This is a genomic window from Microbacterium sp. zg.Y1084 (assembly GCF_024623595.1).
Classification (GTDB): Bacteria; Actinomycetota; Actinomycetes; order Actinomycetales; family Microbacteriaceae; genus Microbacterium; species Microbacterium wangruii.
Map to the genome: position 1 here is coordinate 183,469 of NZ_JANJGV010000009.1, position 20,397 is coordinate 203,865.

General features: G+C 69.7%; 19 protein-coding genes. 12 read left to right on the forward strand and 7 right to left on the reverse strand.

Annotation, left to right across the window (positions count from 1 at the left end; genetic code table 11):
• Positions 1-81: 81 nt before the first annotated feature.
• From glf to NQ165_RS11255, 4 genes are all read right to left on the reverse strand, one after another.
• The gene (gene glf, locus NQ165_RS11240) at positions 82-1,218 is read right to left on the reverse strand and encodes a UDP-galactopyranose mutase (protein ID WP_257526547.1); all 1,137 of its coding nucleotides are present in this window, start codon (positions 1,216-1,218) and stop codon (positions 82-84) included.
• A gap of 46 nt (positions 1,219-1,264) precedes the next feature.
• Positions 1,265-2,485, reverse strand: a complete 1,221-nt coding sequence (locus NQ165_RS11245) for a hypothetical protein (protein WP_257533492.1) — start codon at positions 2,483-2,485, stop codon at positions 1,265-1,267.
• Between the two features lie 20 nt (positions 2,486-2,505).
• Entirely contained in the window at positions 2,506-3,390 is an 885-nt protein-coding gene (locus tag NQ165_RS11250) for a glycosyltransferase (protein WP_257526545.1), read from the reverse strand.
• A gap of 74 nt (positions 3,391-3,464) precedes the next feature.
• Positions 3,465-4,655: a glycosyltransferase gene (locus NQ165_RS11255; protein WP_257526544.1), complete on the reverse strand. Its 1,191-nt coding sequence runs from the start codon at positions 4,653-4,655 to the stop codon at positions 3,465-3,467.
• Between the two features lie 88 nt (positions 4,656-4,743).
• Between NQ165_RS11255 and NQ165_RS11260 the strand changes: the two genes are divergently transcribed.
• Entirely contained in the window at positions 4,744-5,607 is an 864-nt protein-coding gene (locus NQ165_RS11260; RefSeq protein WP_257526542.1) for a glycosyltransferase family 2 protein, read from the forward strand.
• Complete coding sequence (locus tag NQ165_RS11265) at positions 5,604-6,494, forward strand: glycosyltransferase family 2 protein (RefSeq protein WP_257526541.1); 891 nt, start codon at positions 5,604-5,606, stop codon at positions 6,492-6,494. The genes NQ165_RS11260 and NQ165_RS11265 overlap by 4 nt, the downstream gene beginning before the upstream one ends.
• Here the strand turns inward: NQ165_RS11265 and NQ165_RS11270 are convergent.
• The 3 genes from NQ165_RS11270 to NQ165_RS11280 are packed head-to-tail and all read right to left on the reverse strand — an operon-like array spanning position 6,479 to position 9,593.
• On the reverse strand, positions 6,479-6,877 hold the full coding sequence (locus NQ165_RS11270) for a DUF2304 domain-containing protein (RefSeq protein ID WP_257526540.1): 399 nt from the start codon (positions 6,875-6,877) through the stop codon (positions 6,479-6,481). The two genes, NQ165_RS11265 and NQ165_RS11270, sit on opposite strands and share 16 nt — an antisense overlap.
• Positions 6,874-7,602, reverse strand: a complete 729-nt coding sequence (locus NQ165_RS11275; protein ID WP_257526539.1) for a glycosyltransferase family 2 protein — start codon at positions 7,600-7,602, stop codon at positions 6,874-6,876. The genes NQ165_RS11270 and NQ165_RS11275 overlap by 4 nt, the downstream gene beginning before the upstream one ends.
• Positions 7,603-7,634: 32 nt before the next feature.
• Complete coding sequence (locus tag NQ165_RS11280) at positions 7,635-9,593, reverse strand: DUF6541 family protein (protein ID WP_257526538.1); 1,959 nt, start codon at positions 9,591-9,593, stop codon at positions 7,635-7,637.
• Positions 9,594-9,831: 238 nt separating this feature from the next.
• Here NQ165_RS11280 and NQ165_RS11285 point away from each other — a divergent pair, with 238 nt between their 5' ends.
• The 10 genes from NQ165_RS11285 (at position 9,832) to NQ165_RS11330 (ending at position 20,392) form a co-directional block, all read left to right on the forward strand.
• The gene (locus NQ165_RS11285) at positions 9,832-11,463 is read left to right on the forward strand and encodes a glycosyltransferase family 39 protein (protein ID WP_257533494.1); all 1,632 of its coding nucleotides are present in this window, start codon (positions 9,832-9,834) and stop codon (positions 11,461-11,463) included.
• A gap of 170 nt (positions 11,464-11,633) precedes the next feature.
• The gene (locus tag NQ165_RS11290) at positions 11,634-12,059 is read left to right on the forward strand and encodes a GtrA family protein (protein WP_257526535.1); all 426 of its coding nucleotides are present in this window, start codon (positions 11,634-11,636) and stop codon (positions 12,057-12,059) included.
• Positions 12,056-12,886 (forward strand): glycosyltransferase family 2 protein, encoded by an 831-nt coding sequence (locus NQ165_RS11295; protein ID WP_257526534.1) that lies wholly within the window; start codon positions 12,056-12,058, stop codon positions 12,884-12,886. The genes NQ165_RS11290 and NQ165_RS11295 overlap by 4 nt, the downstream gene beginning before the upstream one ends.
• A complete protein-coding gene (locus tag NQ165_RS11300) occupies positions 12,886-13,914 on the forward strand; it encodes a glycosyltransferase (RefSeq protein WP_257526533.1) in 1,029 nt (342 codons plus the stop codon). The genes NQ165_RS11295 and NQ165_RS11300 overlap by 1 nt, the downstream gene beginning before the upstream one ends.
• Entirely contained in the window at positions 13,898-14,821 is a 924-nt protein-coding gene (locus NQ165_RS11305; RefSeq protein ID WP_257526532.1) for an NAD-dependent epimerase/dehydratase family protein, read from the forward strand. The genes NQ165_RS11300 and NQ165_RS11305 overlap by 17 nt, the downstream gene beginning before the upstream one ends.
• A gap of 58 nt (positions 14,822-14,879) precedes the next feature.
• A complete protein-coding gene (gene rfbA, locus NQ165_RS11310) occupies positions 14,880-15,749 on the forward strand; it encodes a glucose-1-phosphate thymidylyltransferase RfbA (protein ID WP_257526531.1) in 870 nt (289 codons plus the stop codon).
• A gap of 2 nt (positions 15,750-15,751) precedes the next feature.
• Entirely contained in the window at positions 15,752-16,753 is a 1,002-nt protein-coding gene (rfbB, locus tag NQ165_RS11315; protein WP_257533496.1) for a dTDP-glucose 4,6-dehydratase, read from the forward strand.
• A complete protein-coding gene (rfbD, locus tag NQ165_RS11320) occupies positions 16,753-18,171 on the forward strand; it encodes a dTDP-4-dehydrorhamnose reductase (RefSeq protein ID WP_257533498.1) in 1,419 nt (472 codons plus the stop codon). The genes rfbB and rfbD overlap by 1 nt, the downstream gene beginning before the upstream one ends.
• Complete coding sequence (locus tag NQ165_RS11325; RefSeq protein WP_257526528.1) at positions 18,168-19,478, forward strand: UDP-glucose/GDP-mannose dehydrogenase family protein; 1,311 nt, start codon at positions 18,168-18,170, stop codon at positions 19,476-19,478. Before rfbD ends, NQ165_RS11325 begins: the two co-directional genes overlap by 4 nt.
• The gene (locus NQ165_RS11330) at positions 19,475-20,392 is read left to right on the forward strand and encodes a glycosyltransferase family A protein (RefSeq protein WP_257533500.1); all 918 of its coding nucleotides are present in this window, start codon (positions 19,475-19,477) and stop codon (positions 20,390-20,392) included. The genes NQ165_RS11325 and NQ165_RS11330 overlap by 4 nt, the downstream gene beginning before the upstream one ends.
• Positions 20,393-20,397 lie beyond the last annotated feature (5 nt).

Sequence of the window (20,397 nt, forward strand, 5' to 3'; positions counted from 1 at the left end):
GAACGTCCTAACGAGTCTAGCCGAGGAGCCCGCCGCCCCTTTGCGTGGGACCCTCAGGAACCGCTCGGCCGAAACGAGAAGTCAGGCGAGCGCGTTGTTCCACATCGACAGCGCGGCGCCGATCGCCATGTGCATGTCGAGGTACTGATAGGTGCCCAGGCGGCCGCCGAAATACACGTCCCGCTCACCCTTGGCCAGCTCCCGGTAGGCCAGCAGACCCGCACGGTCGCTCGCGGTGTTGACCGGGTAGTACGGCTCGTCGTCACGCGTGGCGAAGCGCGAGTACTCGCGCATGATGACCGTCTTGTCCGCGGGATAGCGGTCCCCGCGCTCGGGGTGGAAGTGCTTGAACTCGTGGATGCGGGTGTACGGCACGTCCGCGTCGGCGTAGTTCATCACCGGGGTGCCCTGGAAGTCCCCGATGTCGAGCACCTCCTCCTCGAAGTCGAGCGTGCGCCATGACAGCGCCCCCTCGGCGTAGTCGAAGTAGCGGTCCACCGGACCGGTGTACACGATCGGCAGCTGGCCGACGGTGGCCTTCTTGTTGAGCGGCTGGCCTTCGTCGAAGTAGTCCACACCGAGCTTCACCTCGATGTTGGGGTGGTCGGCCATGCGCTCGAGCCAGCGGGTGTACCCGTCGACGGGCAGACCCTCCCAGGTGTCGTTGAAGTACCGGTTGTCGTAGGTGTAGCGCACGGGGAGGCGGCTGATCACCTCTGCGGGGAGATCCTTCGGATCGGTCTGCCACTGCTTCGCCGTGTAGTCGCGGATGAAGGCCTCGTAGAGCGGCCGCCCGATCAGTCCGATACCGCGCTCCTCGAGGTTCTGCGCGGTCTGCGGATCGAACTCGCCCGCCTGCTCGTGGACGAGCGCACGGGCCTCCCCCGGGCTGTATGCCGCCTGGAAGAACTGGTTGATGGTGCCGAGATTGATCGGCAGCGGATACACGACCCCCGCATGGTTGGTGTAGACGCGGTGGACGTAGCGGGTGAAGTCGGTGAAGCGGTTGGCGTACTCCCACACGGTGGCGTTGGAGGTGTGGAAGAGGTGCGCACCGTACCGGTGCACCTCGATTCCGGTGGTCGCCTCCTCCTCGCTGTAGGCGTTGCCGCCGATGTGGTGGCGGCGATCGATCACCGTGACCTTGCGGCCGGCCGCGGCCGCCCGCTCGGCGACTGTCAGACCGAAGAAGCCGGAGCCGACGATGAGGATGTCCATGAACCGCGCCTTCTGCCGGCTGATCGGAGCCGACCAGAAGATTCTATTAGACGGCCTCTGCGGCGCCGCGCGCGACGGCGAGACGGCGGGCGTGCGCCACGCGGTAGACGGCGAGCGCCGACGCCACGATGAACAGCCCCACGGCGGCCCCGATGAGCCCCCAGAGCCCGATGAGCAGCGCCATGAGCGGCACCCCCAGGATGGCGGAGGCGAGGGAGGAGACGGCCAGCTGACGCGCGCCCCCGAGGGCGACCAGCGAGGACAGCCCGACGATCTGCGCGACGCACTCCCCCAGGAACGCCGCACCGCAGATCACACTGATGATCCACGGCATCGTGGCCTCGTCCAGGGTGAGCACGGCGGAGACCGGTGTCGCGAGCGCGGCCAGCAGGACGCCGCCGAGGCCGCCGACCCCGATGCTGACACGCACCGCCTGCAGCGCGCGCGTGCGCACCTCAGCCTGGCCCGCCTCCGGCACCCATCCTTGGACCGCCTGCAGCACCGGGGCGAGCGCGAGCACCCCGTATTTCATGAATCGGTCGACCACGGCGTACACCGGCGCGGCGGCCGGAGCCAGCGCCTGCACCAAGACGAGCGGCGCCGCCGTCCAGACGCTCGCGGACATGGTGCTCGAGACCCCGGCGAACTGCGAGCGGACGAGGTCGGTCGTGGGCGTCGGCGCCACGCCGCGCACCCTGCCGTCCGAGCGGCGGGTGAGGACGTAGATCGCCGAGCCGACGGCCCCACCGACCCCGGCGATGGCGGTGCACAGCAGATACGCCCAGAGTTCGGGGACGACGAGCACCACGAGCAGCCCGGCGACCTGGCCGAGGATCGCCGGGAGGGCGTCCCAGAAGAACAGGGCCACCGGCCGGTTCGTGCCCACCAGGTACCAGGCGGCGCTGAGCCCCGGGGTGACATAGCTGACCGCCGCGAGGGCGACCACGGCGGTCGGCTGGCCCGTGAGGAGCAGGCAGGTGATCGCCGCGACAGGCGCCAGCACGAGAAAGAGCACACCGCGGAACGCCAGGGACTGCCGGAACACCGATTTGCGCTGATGGGCCGGCAGCGCCGAGACCATGCTCGGGCCGGTGGCCCCCCAGCCGAACGCGACGAACACCGCGAAGAACTGGCAGGCGACCTGCATGACCGCCAGCAGCCCCCACAGGTCTGCACCGAACCGGGAGATGAGCACCGGAATGGAGAACAGCCCCACGAGGGTGGATGCCACGATCGAGATGCCGAACAGCGCGCTTCGTCGGACCAAAGCATGCCCGAACAGACGCCTCACGAGGATCGCCGCCCCCGGATGCGGGCCTCGGTCGCTCCGGGGATCCGTCCCAGCCGCTCGCGCGCACCGTCCCGGATGCCGAGGGAGAGGGCGCGCAGCTGCGCGGCCCGGTCGGGCGAGAGCGCGACGCAGCCGACGATCATCTCGGTCATCTTCCACGTGCGCCACACCATCCAGCGCGCGCGGCCGCGCCGGTGGCGTCGGATCAGCACGACACTGTTGCGCGCCATGTAGTACGTGCGGAAGGGGGCGTGGTAGAGCACGTGGCGAGGTCGGCCGGCCAGCACCACCCGTCGACCGAAGACCATCAACGGAACCAGCTCGCCCAGGCCGTGCCCGATGGCCGAGCCTTCGGCGACGACGAACTCGTAGCCGAGATTCTCGGCACGGATGGTGAAGTCGGAGTCGACGGCGTCGATGAACAGCTCTTCGGCGAACGGGCCGACACGGTCGAGCACCTCGACGGGGATCAGTTGCCCGGCCTGGATCGGGTCGAACGCATATGCGGACCCCCTGCGGCGCATCACATGCTGGGTCCCGACCGTCTCGGGAACCACCGCCGCGACCCGGACGCCCGCAGCCCGCGCGTTGTCGAGTGTGGCGATGGCGCGATCCACGTACCCAGGGGGCGCCGTGGAGTCCTGGTCGAGCGTGAGGATCAGATCGGCGCCGGCGCTCTTGACGGCTTCGATGCCCACGTTCAGTGCGCGCGCGATCCCACTGTTCTCGGCGAGGGAGATCTGCGTGATGCGAGGGTGATCGATGGCCAGAGCGGCGAGACCGCCGCTGCCGTCGTCGACGACGACGACGTGGTCGATCTCGTCGGCGAGCGCCTGCACCCTCGAGCCGAAGTCCGCGGGCGGTCGGAACACGGGGACCACGGCGGCCACCCTTCGTGACATCTCGCTCCCCCAACAGGACTCATGTGCGCCAGCCGCAAGCACCCGATCCTACGTCATGCAGATTGGAGAACATCTTCGTAGACACCCCTCAGCCGCCCACCGAAAGCGCGGAGACCGTAGTGGTCTTCCGCCCATCGGGCCGCCCTGGCCGTGGCGTCGACGTCAGGAGAGCGAAGGGTCCCCACCACCGCTGACGCGAAGATGTCGGCGTCGTCCGTGACCGCCGCGAACACGTCGGGACCGTCGATCCCCTCGGCCCCCACCGGCGTCGCGACGATGGGGACGGAGCGCAGCATCGCGTCGATCGTCTTGAACTTCACGCCCGCGCCGGTGAAGATCGGCGCCACGAACACCGTGGCCGATGCGTAGTACGGCTCGAGCGAGTCGACGAATCCGGTCAATTCGACCCGCGGCAGGCGGTCGACGAGGCGAGCGAGCGCCGGCCGCGGATGTGCGCCGGCGATGACGAAACGCGCGGACGGCGCCTCTGACGCGACGCGCGGCCACACCTGCTCCAGGAACCACACGACCCCGTTGTGGTTGTCGGCGCGGTTCAGCGCACCGGTGAAAAGCACGACCGGCGCCGCGGGATCCTCGTTGCGCACGACGGCGTGTCCGGGCAGCGGTCCCAGCCCGGGCAGCACCGTCTCGACCCGGACCGATGGCTCCATCTCCCGGATCAGAGCGGCATCCTTGTCGCTGAAGGCGATCACCCGGTCGAGTGCGGAGAATGACCGCGTCTCCCTCGGTGCACTGCGCCGCGCCGCCATTCGATACGCGACACGCATCGGGCCTGCCGAGGTCTGCGCCGCACGGTTCCACCGCTGCGTGATCACATCGTGGGCGATGCCGACCAGCGGGGTGCGGGGCAGTCGAGCGCGCACGAGCGGCGCCAGCGCCATCATCTCGCTCCACTGGAACTCGATGAGGTCCGCTTGCTCCAGCACGCGCCACGGTGCGTCTCCATGGGCGAATGCGGTGCGCACGTTCCGGGTGACGGCGCTTCCCGCCCATGCGGACTCGAGGTCGCCGAGCAGCTTGAACCTGCCGCCACGGAGCAGACCGCGCCCGGTGACCAGCGCGGTGCGCTCGCCCTGCCCGAACAGAGTGGACGCCGACCTGTTGTCCGACGTGTCCGGCGCGATGAACCGCATGTCGAACTCGGACTGCAACGCCGAATAGTGACTGAGCAGGTACTGTCCGCCCGCATGGGGGATGCCGGCATGCGGGATATACTTGGTCACGCTGGCGAGCATCGGTCGAGACCCGCTTCCGAGTGCATTCGACGTCATGAAAGCATCCTCCGAGACAGGTTCGAGCGGGACACGCACTATGGAACAGTACGCCACCGTCGTCATCAGCTATCGCCGCCCGGAGCTGGTCGCCGCCGTGCTCGAGGCTCTCGCGCGACAGTCACCCCCACCTGCTCATGTCGTCGTCGTCGACAACGCCGGAGACCTCAGCGAACGGGTCCTCACCGACTCCAAGCTCGCCGACCGCTGCACCCTCGTGCGGCGCCCCGACAACCCCGGATACTCCGCTGCTGTCAACGAGGCGCGCGTCGTCGCCGCCGGCCTCGGTCTGCCTCACCTCCTCGTCCTCACGCACGATGCGCGGTTCGAGGATGACCTGGTCGCCCAGCTCGCCCAGGCGTTCCAAGACGATCGAGTGGCTGCGGCGGCTCCCGTGCTGCGCCTGGCGTCGGACCCGGCACGTGTCTTCTCGGCCGGCGGCCGACTCACTGCGGGCGGACGGGCGTGGAACACCACCGTCCCCGCTTCACACGTCGAGCCTTATCCCGTCGACTGGGTCGATGGGGCGATCGTGCTGTACGACGTCGCCGCACTGGATGCGATCGGGGGCATGGACGAGCGGTACTTCCTGTACTTCGAAGACGTCGACACCGCCTGGCGGCTGGCGCGCTCCGGCCGCCGCACCGTGATCGTCCCGACCGCGATCGCCTACCAGCAGCCCGGCGCCCACCCCCTCTACCTGGGGGTCCGCAACATGACGCTGTTCGCCCACGTGGCCGGCGTCCCGTCGTATCGCAGCATCCCAGCGGTCCTGCGTCGCGTCGCCGAGGAAGCAGCCTGGGCCGTGCTGCACGCACGCCGCCCCGCTCTCGGAGCCGCCTGGCGCGGCTGGCGCGACGGCAGGCGCGGGCTGTCGGGGCATCCGCCCGAAGGCCGCGCATGACCGGCCGCTTCGATGTGATGCTGCCCTTCTACGGCGAGATCTCGCAGTTCAGGGCGGCCGTCGACAGCGTGCGCGCACAGACCCACCGAGAGTGGCGCCTGGTCTGCGTGGACGACCACTACCCGTCGCTCGAGCCACGGGACTGGCTGCTGTCGCTGGACGATCCGCGCATCGAGTACATCCGCAACGACGAGAACCTCGGCGTGGCGCGCAACTTCAGCCGGTGTCTGTCGCTGGTGCGATCCGACCACTTCGTCGTCATGGGCGGAGACGACGTGATGCTGCCGGACTACCTCGCGACCGTGCAGCGGCTGGCGCACCGCCACCCCGAGGTCGACGTCATCCAGCCCGGCGTCGCCGTGATCGATGAGAGCGGCCGGCCCTCACGCCCGCTCGCCGACCGGGTGAAAGCCGTCCTCCGCCCCCGCGTGACGGGCGAGGACCGCGTTCTCGATGCGCACGAGATGGCGACCAGCCTCATCCGGGCCGACTGGGCGTACTTCCCGTCCATCACCTGGCGAACCCGGTCCGCGCAGGCGATCGGGTTCGACCACCGGTATGACATCGCGCTCGACCTGGCGCTGCTGATGGACATCGCACTACGCGGCGGCTCGATGGTGATCTCCGACGACGTGTGCTTCCTCTACCGTCGGCACCGCGCCTCCGCCTCCGCCGTCACGGCGAGCGCCGGCCTGCGGTTCGTCCAGGAGCGAGAGCTGTTCGACGCCTACGCGCAGCGTTTCGACGAGGCCGGCTGGCGCGACGCCGCGCGCATCGCGAGGCGTCGCGTGGTGTCCCGGCTCAACGCCGGCAGTGAGGCGGCAGCCGCGCTCCTCAGCGGCCATCCCCGGCAGGCGGGCCGCCTGCTCCGTCACGTCGTGGGCTGACCCGGGGCATCGTCGCTGGAGGCGTCTGCCTCCAGCACGGCGAGGCGTTGCTGCACCGCTTCGAGGTCCGCCCGCAGCAGCGCCGACTCTTCGGCCACCCGGCGGATCTCGTCTTCGGCACGCGAGAGCTCCCACGAGAGGTGGAGGGCCACTCCCAGCAGCAGAAGGATCGCCAGGCCGAAGATCAGGTTGGACGGCAGTGCGACCCCGAGCCACCGAGCGACGGTCGCCAAGAGCCCGGGGAACAGTCCCAGGATCAGCACCAGCACGCCGATGGCCAGCCACAGGACGGCGTACTTCTCGCGCAGGGCACGGGTGATGAGCAACCACATCACCACGCCGATGATGACGGATGCGAGCAGGATCCCGATGATGACCGTCATGCGCTCGCTCCCGCCACGCGCTCGGGCCGGCGCAGCAGCGCGAGGCTCAGCGCGAAACCGGACCGCAACAGGTAGATCATGGCCCGCAGCGGGCTGTGGCTGGGGCGTCCCGTGGCTCGTGGTCGCATGGCGACGCCGACCTGGGTCACCGTGAGTCCGGCGTGCACGGCAGCCACCAGGGAGTCGATCGTGTCGCCGAGATACTCCGCGGGGTAGTAGCGCACATACTGATCGATGGCCCGGCGGTTCGCCGCGCGGAACCCGCTCGTGACGTCGGTGAGCTTGGTGCGGGCCACGCGTGACAGCACTCCGGCCAGGACCACCATCGCCCAGCGCCGCGGACCCTTGACGGTGTACTCCCCGACGTCGGCGAAGCGCGCCCCGATCGAGATGTCGGCATGCTCCAGACCCGCGACGACCCGCAGGACGTCGTCGGGGTTGTGCTGCCCGTCGGCGTCCACCTGGATCGCACGCTGGTAGCCGTGACGCTGCGCGAAGAGGAAGCCGGTGCGCATCGCGCCCCCCACGCCGAGGTTGAACGGCAGCGGAATGACCTTCGCCCCCGCCGCTCGTGCGCGCACGGCGGTGTCGTCGGTGGACCCGTCATCGACGACGACCACGTCGAGCGAGTCGTGCGCCCGCAGGATCGCGGTGACGGTGTCACCGACCCCGTCGCCCTCGTTCCACGCGGGCACGATGACGAGGATGCGATCCGGGGAAACCATGTCGTCGATCATGTTACCCACCGCGGCGCCGCTCACTCGCACCCCACGACGCGGTAGAGCTTCGCGTCGCCTTGCTGATCGACCAGCTCGACCGCCGCCGAATCGGCGAGCCCGTCCAGGCCCGGGTAGCGCCGACCGTCGAAGCCAGGGGGCACCTCGCGTGTGCCGAAGTCCAGCACGTACTCGACTCCCGTCTCTTCGACGGCGTCGCAGACCTCGTCGCCCTCCACGGCATCCGCGAGTCCGCCGTTGATCTCGCGGATCTCCTCGGTCTCGTACATGAGCGTGTGCGGCATGAGGACGGGGATGCCGGCGAGCGCGTACGCCAGCGCGGCGCCCGTCCACGGACTCCCGGCGATGACGGCGTCCCGCGGCACGAGCTGATCGAGCCGATCGAGGAGAGCGAGCTCGTCCGTGCTGAGCAGTGCGGAGTGCCCGCTGAGTGCGAAGTGCGCTTCATGACCCTTGCGGACCGCCGCGGGCATGGGCCCCACCTGCGCCACCGCCACGAGAGCCGCCGTGGCCGCCACCGCCCCGGTCCACCACAGGGCCGACCCGTGCGGCAGCACGCGGCTCGCCTTGCTCGTCGACCATGACCAGATCGCCTGTGCGCCCCGTGCCGCCAGTGGCACGGCGGCGATGGGCAGCAGAGCGGCGAGTCGAGGGATGTTGTTGTACCAGCTCCCCGTCAGAACGTCACGGATGACCCACACGGAGCACCCGGCGACGACGACGTACAGCAGCACCGCGATCGCCCAGATGCCGACGGCGGCGATGTCACCGGCCGAGCGGCGGCGCAGCGACACCGCGACACCGAAGAGGGCGAGCGCCGCGACCAGGTAGGCGGGCACGAACCCGTACGCCCCGAGCGTGAGAGCATCCAGCAGCGCGCCAGGGAGCGAATCGGTGGGCGGCCAGCCGCGCGCCTCGGCCGGCGGGCGCAGGAGCTTCACGAGCACCACGCCCGCAACGAGATAAACCGCGAAGGCACCGAGCAGCGCCGCCCGCCGCACGCTCGTGCCCGTGCGCAGCGCGCGCACGAGCGCGACCACGACCAGCGGTGCGCCGAGGGCCAGCCACGCCACGAAAGCGCCCGGGTGGGCCACGGCGAGTCCGGGGAGCAGTCCGGCCACCAGCACCGCGCCCCATGCCGCGGGGACAGTCCTCGTGCGCGAGGGGCCGATGCCCAGCGCGAGCGCGAGTGCCGCGAGCGCGCCCGGGAGGAGGGCGAAGCCGAGTTGGAGCGGGTAGAGCACGCCGTACTGCATGAGCAGCAGCGGGAACTGCGGCAAGGCCGTGGAGACCACCGCCGTGGCGACCATCAGCGCGGTCCCGCCACCGAAGAGCGTTCGTGCGAGCAGCATCGCGCCGATCGGCCAGACGAGGGCCGCCACCACGATGGTGACGGCGTTGACCGCGAGCGGGATCGATGCCCCGGTCAGCTGCACGACCAGTGCCACGAGGGCGTGCCACTCGGCCGGGTAGAACGACTGCAGACCGGCAGGAGTGGTCAGCAGCCCCACCGACATCGACGACGCGTCAGCGGTGTCGAGGATGAAGCGCACGGCATTCAGGTGGAAGATGTTGTCGAAGGTCTGGGAGATGGCCTCGGGGTCGCCGAGCGTCTGCCCTACGCGCCACGACAGCAGCCCTGCGGCCAGGAGCACGCCGATGCCGACGACCCACGGCAGACGCAGCGACGGAAGCGCGAAACGCCCGCCGCGCGCCAGCACGAAGCGGAGTCCCGCGACGACCGCCCCCAGGACGAGGGTGGCTGCGGCGAGCGCGAGGGGCGACCACGCCAAGCCCACCAGCGGTGCGGCCGTCGCCGCCACGGCGACGGTGGACGCCCCGAACCCGGGTGCCAGCGCGAGCAGCAGCATGCCGCGCAGCCCGGCCAGCCAGCCGAGGATCGCGCCGGGCAGCCAGAGAACGATCGCGGCGACGGGCACGGCCAGCGCCAGTTGTATCCAGTCCACAAGGCCCTCCACGGGCGTTCGGTGCCCTGTCCTGGAACCCAAGCGTAATGACACGCCGCCTGAACGAGTGCTGACACGGCGGGAGGTCTCCGACCGCCATCCAGCGGGGGCGTGCGCTACTATGCCCTGCACCGCCGAGGGGCTGGGTAGGGAGAACAGCATGCCAGCTGTCGCACCGAACATCGCGTCCCCGGCGACGACGGGCGGCGATGCGGGCCTCCCGGAGCCGCCGGCCCGATCGGACGATGCCATGACGCGACCGGGGCCGCGCCCGCGCCGCTCCCCCGGCACGCCGCTGCGGTGGGACCGGATCGGCTGGGGCCTCCTGGCCGCGCTGCTCGGCGGTGCCGCGTTGCGGCTGGGTGGCGTCGCCTGGGGTTTGCCGGTCTCGCTGCATCCCGACGAGTGGGTCGTCGTGGAAGGCGCGATCGACATGGCGCAGCGCAACTCGTTCGAACCGCCCTTCTTCATGCGGCCCGACCACCTCGAGATCCAGTTGAGCTACCTGCTGTTCCAGGCGTGGAGCCATCTGGTCGCAGGCGCGTCCCCCGAGGTCGCGTTCACCGCGGATCCCGCCCCCTTCTACGCGCTCGCACGCACGGTCACGGCGGTCCTCGGCACCGCGATGATCCCCGTCGCGCACCTCATCGGGCGTGAGTACGCCCGCTCGGTCGGCCTGGTCATGGCTGTCGGGGTGGCGATCTTCCCGCCGTTCGTGGAGCACTCCCGGTATGCGACCCCAGACATCCCGCTCACCCTCGCGGTCATGATCGCCGTACTGGGCGCCATCCGGTACGCGCGGACGCAGTCGTGGCCGGACCTGACGCTCGCGACCTTCGGCGTGGCGGTGGGGGTGACGGCGAAGTATCCCGCGATCATCGCGGCCGTAGCCGTGGGCTACGCGGTCGTCTACGGCGCCGCACGCAGCCGGCGTCCTGCGCTCGTGTTCACGCGCGGCCTGGGGGCGCTGGGATTGTTCCTCCTCATGGTGTTCCTGCTGTCACCGACGCTCTTCACCAACATCGCCCAGGTGCGCCGGGAACTGTTCCAGCAGAACTCAACGGGCCACCTCGGCGCCGATGGACTGGACTGGGCGGGCAATCTCGCGTACTACGCGCAGGGCTTCCTCACCGAAGGAGGCTTGCTGCTCACGCTCTTCGCCGCCGCCGGCCTCGTCGTCATCACGTGGCGTCGATTGTGGAGCGCGGTTCCGCTGCTGGTCGGCGTGGTGTTCTGGATCGCGATCAGTGCACTGGCGCTGCACTGGGCGCGGTGGGCGCTGCCGATGTACCTCACCCCCGTGCTTCTGGCGGGTTTCGGCGTCGTCGCCGCATACCGCCTCGCGGGAGGTGTCCGCCCGCCCGCCCGCCGACCTGCGAAGGCGGCGGTCATCGCGCTCGTCGCGCTGTCCGCCGCGAGTCTTCTGCTGAGCTCGGTGACCTCGCTCGTCACCGCGCTCGCCCCCGACACCCGCGCCCTGGCTGCTCGAGACCTCGCCGCGGCCGGCATCACGGCCGAAGACGTCATCTCCGACGGCTACACCGCGTTTCTCCCCGACGTCGTCCGCACCGTCGCCACCGACCTCTTCGTGGAGGACGGCGTCCTCAGACCCCGGGTGGCCGACGACGCTCGCGCCTACGTGCTGACATCGTCCGGCATGGCCGACCGGTACCTGAAGATGCCAGGCACCGAGGGCGCCGCCGTCTACACGGCCATCGCATCTCAACTCATCGCAGAGCAGAGCTGGGAGCCCGTCCGCGATCTCCCCTCGAGTCCCTGGGAGCCGGTGGACATCGTCCAGGACGTCGCCCAGCTCATCGCGGTGTGGGACGGCGGCGCGTCCGGTCCGCGTCTCGTGCTGTATCGGTTCCCCGCCCCATGATCGCCGCACGCGAGTTCGGTGCTGGTCCGCCCCACATCAGGTGGGATGGCCTCGGATGCCTTTCGCGCGACGACGAGGCGCTGATCATCGGACGGGTGGGCTGATCTGTGGTTGAGAAGGACGAACCGCCGAGGCCCCCCGCAGACGAGTCCGTCAACGTGGCTGGTGGGATGAGCGGGCCTGACGGGCCCCTTCTGCGCCTGGTGAAGGACCGGCGCATCGCGTTCCTGATCGTCGGAGCCGTCAACACCCTCGTCGGCTTCGGATGGTTCGCGTTCTTCGATCTCATCATCGGGCATCTCTGGGGCTACATGGTGACCCTGCTGTTCGCACACGTCGCCAGCGTGTTGTGCGCATTCGTCCTGTACCGCCGGTTCGTCTTCCGGGTGCGTGGACATGTCTGGGTTGATCTCGCGCGGTTCGAGACGGTCTATCTCGCGGCACTCGGAGTCAACGCCGTTCTGCTGCCGCTGCTCGTGGAGCTCGCCCACCTTGAGCCGCTCGCAGCGCAGGCGCTGATCGTCGTCGTGACGACACTGATCAGCTACCTCGGCCACAGCCGGTTCTCCTTCCGCCGGCCCAAGGGGGCAGCGTGAACCCGAGCACTGCACTGAGCGTCGTCGTCCCCGCGTACAACAACGCGGCGACGATCCGCGAGACCATCGAGTCGATCCTCGCCCAGGACGGTGTCGACTTCGAACTCGTCATCGCCGACCATGCGTCCTCAGACGGCACCCGGCGCATCGCCGCCGAGTTCGCGCACGACCGCCGCGTCCGCATCATCGACACGCCCGCCGGGGGCGGCGCTGCACGCAACTGGAATCGCGTCACCCAAGCCGCCAACGGCATCTACCTCAAACTCGTCTGCGGCGATGACGTTCTCCGGCCCGGCGTGCTGGCGCGACAGGTCGCGCTGCTGCAGTCCTCGGATGCCGTGCTCACCGCGAGCCGACGCGACATCATCGACGCGCGCGGGCGCACCGTGATGAGCGCGTGGGGATTGCGCGGCATCGACCAGCCGCTGAGAGGGACGGAAGCTGCCCGGCGCGCGCTGCGCGCCGGGTCGAACGTGTTCGGCGAGCCGGCCTCGGTGATGATGCGCCGCAGCGCGCTGGTCGATGCCGGCGGGTGGTTCGATGCCTTCCCGTACCTCATCGATCAGGCGACCTACACGCGGGTGTTGGAGTCGGGAGGCTTCATCCCCGACCCGCAGGTCGGTGCCACCTTCCGGCTGTCCAGTGGGCAGTGGAGCGTGGCGCTCACGCGGTCCCAGGCTCGGCAGGCTCGCGCGTTCCATGCGTGGTTCCGCGATCGACGACCCGACATCGTCTCCCGACTCGACCTCATCCAGGGCGACATCCGCGCCACCACGATGGCGCACCTGCGCAGACTCTCGTACACCGTTCTCAAGAGGAGGATGTGATGACCGCAATGGAGCCGTTCATCCATGGGATCAGCATCGTCGTGCCCGTCTATCAAGGCGAGAGGACGTTGCACGCCGTCCTGGAGGAGCTGCAGCCGTACGTCGACGGCTTCACCACGCCTGACGGCCACTCCGCCCGGGTCCGTGAAGTGGTCCTCGCTCACGACCGGGGCCCGGATGCATCGGACGTGGTCATCCGCGAGCTCGCCGACGCGAGGGACTGGGTGACGCCCGTCTGGCTCAGCCGCAACTACGGACAGCACGCGGCGACGCTCGCCGGCATCGCCAGTTCGGGCGGAGACTGGATCGTCACGATCGATGAGGACGGCCAGCAGGACCCCGCGTTCATCGGCACGCTCCTGGACACGGCGCTGCGCGAACGCGCCGACGTCGTATACGCCGACCCCCTCAACCGCCCGCCGCACGGCTTCGTACGGAACACCGCCTCACGCGTATCCAAACGCGTGCTCGAAGTGGTTTTCGGCGGCGGGAGGGCCACTGACTTCAACAGCTACCGCCTGATCCTGGGCGAAGTCGGCCGCAGCGTGGCCGCCTATGCGGGGCAGGGCGTGTACCTGGACGTCGCGCTCGGCTGGGTCGCGGGGCGCATCACGACCGCACCCGTGCTGTTGCGCGAAGAAGGCGACCGCCGGTCGGGGTACTCGTACCGCCGACTGCTCGGCCATTTCTGGCACATGATCCTCACCTCCGGCACCCGTGGCCTGCGCATGGTCACGATCACCGGTCTGCTGTTCTTCCTCGGCGGCATCGGCTTCGCGATCTACCTCGTGCTGTCGCTGCTGGTCGGCGGCGGCGCCCCCGAGGGCTGGACATCGCAGATGGTCCTCACCGCGGTGGGTACCGGTGTGATCCTCGTCTCCCTGGGCATCATCGCGGAGTACCTCGGAGTCGCGGTCAACGTCGCGCTGGGAAAGCCGGCCTATCTGATCGTCCGCGACCCGCAGGCCGGGCCATTCGGACGCGTCACCCCACCCGACTCCGGAACCCGAGATGCCGACCGCCGCTAGGTGGATCATCGGGCACGGGCTGCTGGGCGGCGCCCTCGACCGAGCGCGCCGCGAGCCCGCCCGGCACTGCGTCGTCCGATGGCACGACCCGGACCTCGCCACGGCGGATCTCCTCGGCGAACTCCGCATTGCGACCGAGGGCGCGTCCGACCTCGAGATCTACTGGTGCGCCGGGAAGGGGGTGACCTCCACACCGGCAGCGCAGCTGAACGCCGAGGTGACGGTCTTCGCACGCTTCCTCGACGAGCTCCTCAGCGTGGATGCGCGCGCTCTCGAACGCGTCACCTTCTTCCTCGCCTCCTCCGTGGGCGGCGCCTATGCCGGCACGCCTTCACCCCCGTACAGCGAGAGCAGTCCGACCGCGCCACTGTCGGACTACGGGCGGGCCAAGCTCCGCATGGAGTCTCTCCTCACCCAAGCCACTGCCGAGGGGGCCTGGCGATCGTTCATCGCGCGGATCACCAACCTCTACGGCCCCGGACAGAACGCCGCGAAGGCTCAGGGCCTGATCTCCGTGCTCGCGAACGCCGATGTCACGGGGCGCCCGGTGAACGTCTACGTCTCCCTCGACACGCTGCGGGACTACATCTACGAGGACGACGCCGCCCGTGTCGTGGACGCAGCGATGCTCCGGCTGCGGGGTGTCGCCCCGGGAACCACGGTCATGAAGCTCGTGGGCACCATGCGCGCGGTGTCGATCGGCGCGATCCTGGGCGAGATCAACCGGGTCCGCCGGCGACGTGGGGCGGTGGTCCTCGGGCAGGGTGACGCCACAGGGCAGGCGTCGGATCTCCGGGTCAGGTCCGAGGTCTGGAACGATCTCGATGCCCTCGTGTCGACGACGTTCCCAGAGGGCATCGACCGTGTCTTCCGCGCCGCGCTCTCGAACCGTGCGCACGGCGCCTGAGCGCGCCGGAGGGGCTGCCCTCAGCGACCGATCACGACGCATGGCAGGATAGATCGTTGTGAAGGGCATCATTCTCGCCGGGGGCTCCGGCACGCGTCTGCATCCGATCACTCTCGGCGTCTCCAAGCAGCTGATCCCGGTGTACGACAAGCCGATGGTGTACTACCCGCTGTCGACGCTGATGCTCGCGGGCATCCGCGACATCCTGGTGATCACCACGCCCCACGACGCGCCCCACTTCGAGCGCCTCCTCGGCGACGGGTCGCAGTTCGGCATCCGGCTCACCTTCGCCCAGCAGCCCTCGCCCGACGGGCTCGCGCAGGCCTTCACCATCGGCGCCGACCACATCGGCGACGACAAGGTCGCGCTCGTGCTCGGCGACAACCTGCTCTACGGACCCGGCCTCGGCACGCAGCTCAAGCGCTACGACGACGTCGACGGCGGCGCGGTGTTCGCCTACTGGGTGGGCGAGCCCACCGCTTACGGCGTCGTGGAGTTCGACCAGGCCGGCCGCGCGGTCTCCCTCGAGGAGAAGCCCGCCGTCCCGAAGTCGAACTACGCCGTGCCCGGCTTGTACTTCTACGACAACGACGTCGTGCAGATCGCCCGCGAACTGCAGCCCTCCGCCCGCGGCGAGTACGAGATCACCGACGTCAACAAGGCCTACCTCGAGGCCGGCAAGCTGCAGGTCGAGGTGCTGCCGCGCGGCACGGCCTGGCTGGACACCGGGACGTTCGACCAGATGCTCGACGCCGGCGAGTACGTGCGCACCATGGAGCGACGCACCGGCATGCGCATCGGCGTGCCCGAAGAGGTCGCATGGCGCCAGGGCTTCCTCACCGACGAGCAGCTCGAACAGCGCGGCACCGCGCTGAAGAAGTCCGGATACGGCTCGTATCTGCTGGAACTGCTGGAGAGAGGGCACTGAAGATGCCGCGCAGACTGCTCGTGACCGGTGGAGCCGGTTTCATCGGCTCCAACTTCGTGCACCACGTCGTGGAGCACACCGACGACCACGTCACGGTGCTGGACAAGCTGACGTACGCCGGGAACCGCGCCTCGCTGGCGGGCCTTCCGGAGGACCGCGTGCGCTTCGTGCAGGGCGACATCGCCGACGCGACCATCGTCGATGAGCTCTTCGCCGAGACGGATGCCGTCGTGCACTACGCCGCCGAGTCGCACAACGACAACTCGCTGCACGACCCTCGCCCGTTCCTCGACACGAACATCGTGGGCACGTACACGCTGCTCGAGGCGGCGCGCAGGCACGATGTGCGCTTCCACCACATCTCCACCGACGAGGTGTACGGCGACCTGGAGCTGGACGACCCCGAGCGGTTCACCGAGAACACGCCCTACAACCCCTCCTCGCCCTACTCGTCGACCAAGGCGGGAAGCGACCTGCTGGTGCGCGCCTGGGTGCGCTCGTTCGGCGTGCAGGCGACGATCAGCAACTGCTCCAACAACTACGGGCCGTACCAGCACGTCGAGAAGTTCATCCCCCGCCAGATCACCAATGTCCTGCGCGGCATCCGCCCCAAGCTCTACGGCAAGGGCGAGAACGTCCGTGACTGGATCCACGCCGACGATCACTCCTCGGCCGTGCTGACCATCCTCGACAAGGGGGTCATCGGCGAGACCTACCTCATCGGCGCCGACGGTGAGAAGAACAACAAGGACGTCGTCGAGCTCATCCTGACCCTCATGGGGCAGCCTGCCGACGCGTACGACCACGTCACCGACCGGGCGGGGCACGACCTGCGCTACGCCATCGACTCCACGAAGCTGCGCACCGAGCTGGGCTGGACGCCGCGCTTCGAGGACTTCGAGGCCGGCCTCGCCTCGACCATCGACTGGTACCGCGAGCACGAGGACTGGTGGGCACCGGCCAAGGACGGCGTCGAGGCGTTCTACGCGGCGAAGGGCCAGTAGTGACCGAGTACGGCAAGGCGCTCGCTCCCACCGAGACGCCGATCCCCGGGCTGGTCATCTGGGACCTCCCCGTTCACGGCGACAGCCGGGGCTGGTTCAAGGAGAACTGGCAGCGGGAGAAGATGACCGCGGCCGGGCTTCCCGACTTCGGACCGGTGCAGAACAACATCTCCTTCAACGACGCCGTCGGCACGACCCGCGGCATCCACGCGGAGCCCTGGGACAAATGGGTGTCGGTGGCCACCGGCCGGATCTTCGGCGCCTGGGTGGACCTCCGGGAGGGGCGGACGTTCGGCGCGGTCTTCACCGCCGAGCTCGATCCGTCGAAGGCGATCTTCGTGCCGCGCGGCGTGGGGAACTCGTACCAGACCCTCGAACCCGACACCGCCTACACGTACCTCGTCAACGACCACTGGTCGCCCGAGGCGCACTACACGTTCCTCAACCTGGCCGATGAGACCGCCGCCATCGCCTGGCCGATCCCGTTGGATCGGGCAGAGCTGTCGGCGAAGGATGCCGCCCACCCGCGGCTGGCCGACGTCACCCCCGTGCCGCCGAAGAAGGTGCTCGTGCTCGGCGCCGGCGGTCAGCTCGGTCGCGCGCTGCGTGCCGAGTTCGGCGAGGCCCCGCACATCGAGTACGCCGACCGGGCCGAGCTCGACCTGACCGCGCCCGGCCTCGACACGGCCCGCCACTGGCGCGACTTCGACGTGATCATCAACGCCGCCGCCTACACCGCGGTCGACCTCGCCGAGACGGCGGAGGGACGGGCGGATGCCTGGGCGGCGAATGTGACCGGTGTGGGCGCGCTGGCCCGTGTGGCCGCCGCCAACGGCATCACGCTCGTGCACGTCTCCAGCGACTACGTCTTCGACGGCACGAAGCCCGGGCCCTACACCGAAGACGACCCGATGGCCCCGCTGGGTGTCTACGGACAGACCAAGGCCGCGGGCGATGCCGTGGTGGCCACGGTCCCCCGCCACTACATCGTGCGCACCAGCTGGGTCATCGGCGAGGGCGGCAACTTCGTACGGACCATGGCTTCCCTCGCAGAACGCGGCATCGACCCGAAGGTCGTGGGCGACCAGGTGGGTCGCCTCACGTTCACGACGGACATCGCGCGCGGCATCCGCCACCTGCTCGACACGCGTGCGGCGTACGGCGTGTACAACCTCACGGGCACGGGCGACCCGACGTCGTGGGCGGAAGTGGCGCGTCGGGTGTTCGAGCTGACCGGCCATGATCCTGCGCGCGTGACCCCGGTGAGCACCGAGGACTACTTCGCATCCGCCACCGGACCGGTGGCTCCGCGCCCCCGCAACAGTGTGCTCGCGACGGCGAAGATCGAGGCCACCGGATTCACCCCGGACGCCGCCGAGGCCTCACTTTCCACCTACCTGCAGGAGCGTTCCTCATGAAGCTGTCCGTCATCGGCTGCGGTTACCTCGGCGCCGTGCATGCGGCGGCGATGGCCTCGATCGGCCACGACGTGGTCGGCATCGACGTCGACACGCGCAAGATCGATGCGCTCTCGCGCGGTGAGGCTCCCTTCTTCGAACCCGGGCTGCAGGAGATCCTGACCGACGGCCTCGCCTCCGGGCGGCTGCGATTCACCACCGACATCGCCGAGGCCGCCGGCGCGGCCGTGCACTTCATCGGCGTGGGCACCCCGCAGCAGAAGGACGGCTACGCCGCCGACCTCACCTACGTCAACGCGGCTGTCGACGCGCTGATCCCGCACCTCAGCGCGGGGGACATCGTCGCCGGCAAGTCCACGGTGCCCGTGGGCACCGCCGCCGCTCTGGCGGAGCGGGTGCACCCCACCGGGGCGACGCTGGTGTGGAACCCCGAGTTCCTGCGCGAGGGCTTCGCGGTGCTGGACACCATCGACCCCGACCGGCTCGTCGCGGGCGTACCCGCCGGCCCCGAAGGGGAGCGCGCGGCCGAGGCACTGCGCGAGGTCTACCACCCGTCGGTGGCCAAGGGCACCCCGTTCATCGTGACCGACTACGCCACGGCAGAACTCGTCAAGGTCGCCGCCAACGCGTTCCTCGCCACGAAGATCAGCTTCATCAACGCGATGGCCGAGATCGCCGAGGTGACCGGCGCGGACGTCACGACCCTGGCCGACGCGATCGGACACGACGTCCGCATCGGCCGCCGATTCCTCGGTGCCGGGATCGGCTTCGGCGGCGGCTGCCTGCCGAAGGACATCCGTGCCTTCTCGGCGCGGGCCGAAGAACTCGGCCGGGGAGAGTCGGTGGCGTTCCTGCGCGAGATCGATGCGATCAACCTGCGCCGCCGCGACCGGGCCGTGGACCTCGTGGCTTCGGCGCTGGGCGGCTCCGTCTTCGAGAAGAACGTCACGGTGCTGGGCGCGGCATTCAAGCCCCACTCCGACGACATCCGCGACTCCCCCGCTCTCGATGTCGCCGTGCGCCTGCACGGCCTGGGTGCCCGCGTCACCATCACGGATCCCGAGGCGATCGACAACGCCCGGCGCGCCCACCCGCAGCTCAACTACGTCGCCGACCGCGACGAGGCTCTCCGCGGCGCGGACGCCGTCATCGTCGTCACCGAATGGGACGAGTACCGGCGGGAGCTCTCCCCCGAGCACGCCGCCTCCCTCGCCGCCGGACGCGTGATCGTCGACGGCCGCAACTGCCTGGATCCCGCCGCCTGGCGCGCCGCCGGCTGGCAGTACCACGGCATGGGCCGGCCGTGACCACCGATCCCCAGGTCGCGGTCGTCGTCCGCACCAAGGATCGTCCCCACTTCCTGCGGCGCGCGCTGACCAGCATCACCGCGCAGACGATGGGCGATTGGGAGTGCGTCATCGTCAACGACGGCGGCGACCCCGGTCCCGTCGAGACGCTCGTCGACGCCCTCGCCCCCGAGCACCGTGCCCGTGTGCGGATGATCCACTCCGAGCAGTCACGTGGGCGCTGGAAGAGCGCCAACGCGGGTGTGCTGGCCACGAGCGCTCCGCTGCTCGTCCTCCACGACGACGATGATTCCTGGCATCCTCACTTCCTCGACGATGCTGTGCGCTACCTGGACGCCCATCCTGAGCGGGACGGCGTCGTCGGCAGGATCGAGATCGTCTGGGAGCGCCGTAACGGCGACGACTACACCGCTGTTCGGCGGGAGATCTTCCAGCCGGAGCTGCAGGATGTGCTGCTCAGCGACGCCCTGCTGTTCAACCGGTACGTCCCCATCGGCTTCGTCTACCGTCGCCGCCTGCACGAAGAGGTGGGGCTCTACGACGACTCCCTCCCCGTGATCGGAGACTGGGCCTTCAACCTCAAGGTGCTCCAGCGCGGCGCCCTGGAGTACCTCGGGGAAGAGCCACGGGCGTACTGGCATCAGCGCGAAGGGGACACCGGGGCCGACGCGAACAGCGTGATCGGTGCGCGCAACGACCACTCCCGGTACGACGCGCTGCTGCGCGACGACGCGCTGCGCGCCTACGTCGGCACCGAAGGATTGGGGCTGGCGCTGTACCTGACGAAGTTCATCGACCAGCGCTTCGTCGATGTGGAAAACGGCATCCGCGCGGAGATCGTGGAGCGCTCCCCACTGCGGATCGCCCGCAGGGCCGTCGGCAGGGTCGGCCGACGCCTTGGCCTCCGTCGCTGACGCTG

Bases quoted from the DNA above. Each gene is read 5' to 3' on its own strand.
- NQ165_RS11270 (WP_257526540.1), bottom strand. From the start codon at position 6,877: ATGACGGTCATCATCGGGATCCTGCTCGCATCCGTCATCATCGGCGTG.
- NQ165_RS11285 (WP_257533494.1), top strand. From the start codon at position 9,832: ATGACGCGACCGGGGCCGCGCCCGCGCCGCTCCCCCGGCACGCCGCTG.
- NQ165_RS11305 (WP_257526532.1), top strand. From the start codon at position 13,898: ATGCCGACCGCCGCTAGGTGGATCATCGGGCACGGGCTGCTGGGCGGC.
- NQ165_RS11300 (WP_257526533.1), top strand. From the start codon at position 12,886: ATGACCGCAATGGAGCCGTTCATCCATGGGATCAGCATCGTCGTGCCC.
- NQ165_RS11265 (WP_257526541.1), top strand. From the start codon at position 5,604: ATGACCGGCCGCTTCGATGTGATGCTGCCCTTCTACGGCGAGATCTCG.
- NQ165_RS11325 (WP_257526528.1), top strand. From the start codon at position 18,168: ATGAAGCTGTCCGTCATCGGCTGCGGTTACCTCGGCGCCGTGCATGCG.
- NQ165_RS11275 (WP_257526539.1), bottom strand. From the start codon at position 7,602: ATGGTTTCCCCGGATCGCATCCTCGTCATCGTGCCCGCGTGGAACGAG.
- rfbB (WP_257533496.1), top strand. From the start codon at position 15,752: ATGCCGCGCAGACTGCTCGTGACCGGTGGAGCCGGTTTCATCGGCTCC.
- NQ165_RS11290 (WP_257526535.1), top strand. From the start codon at position 11,634: ATGAGCGGGCCTGACGGGCCCCTTCTGCGCCTGGTGAAGGACCGGCGC.
- NQ165_RS11260 (WP_257526542.1), top strand. From the start codon at position 4,744: ATGGAACAGTACGCCACCGTCGTCATCAGCTATCGCCGCCCGGAGCTG.
- glf (WP_257526547.1), bottom strand. From the start codon at position 1,218: ATGGACATCCTCATCGTCGGCTCCGGCTTCTTCGGTCTGACAGTCGCC.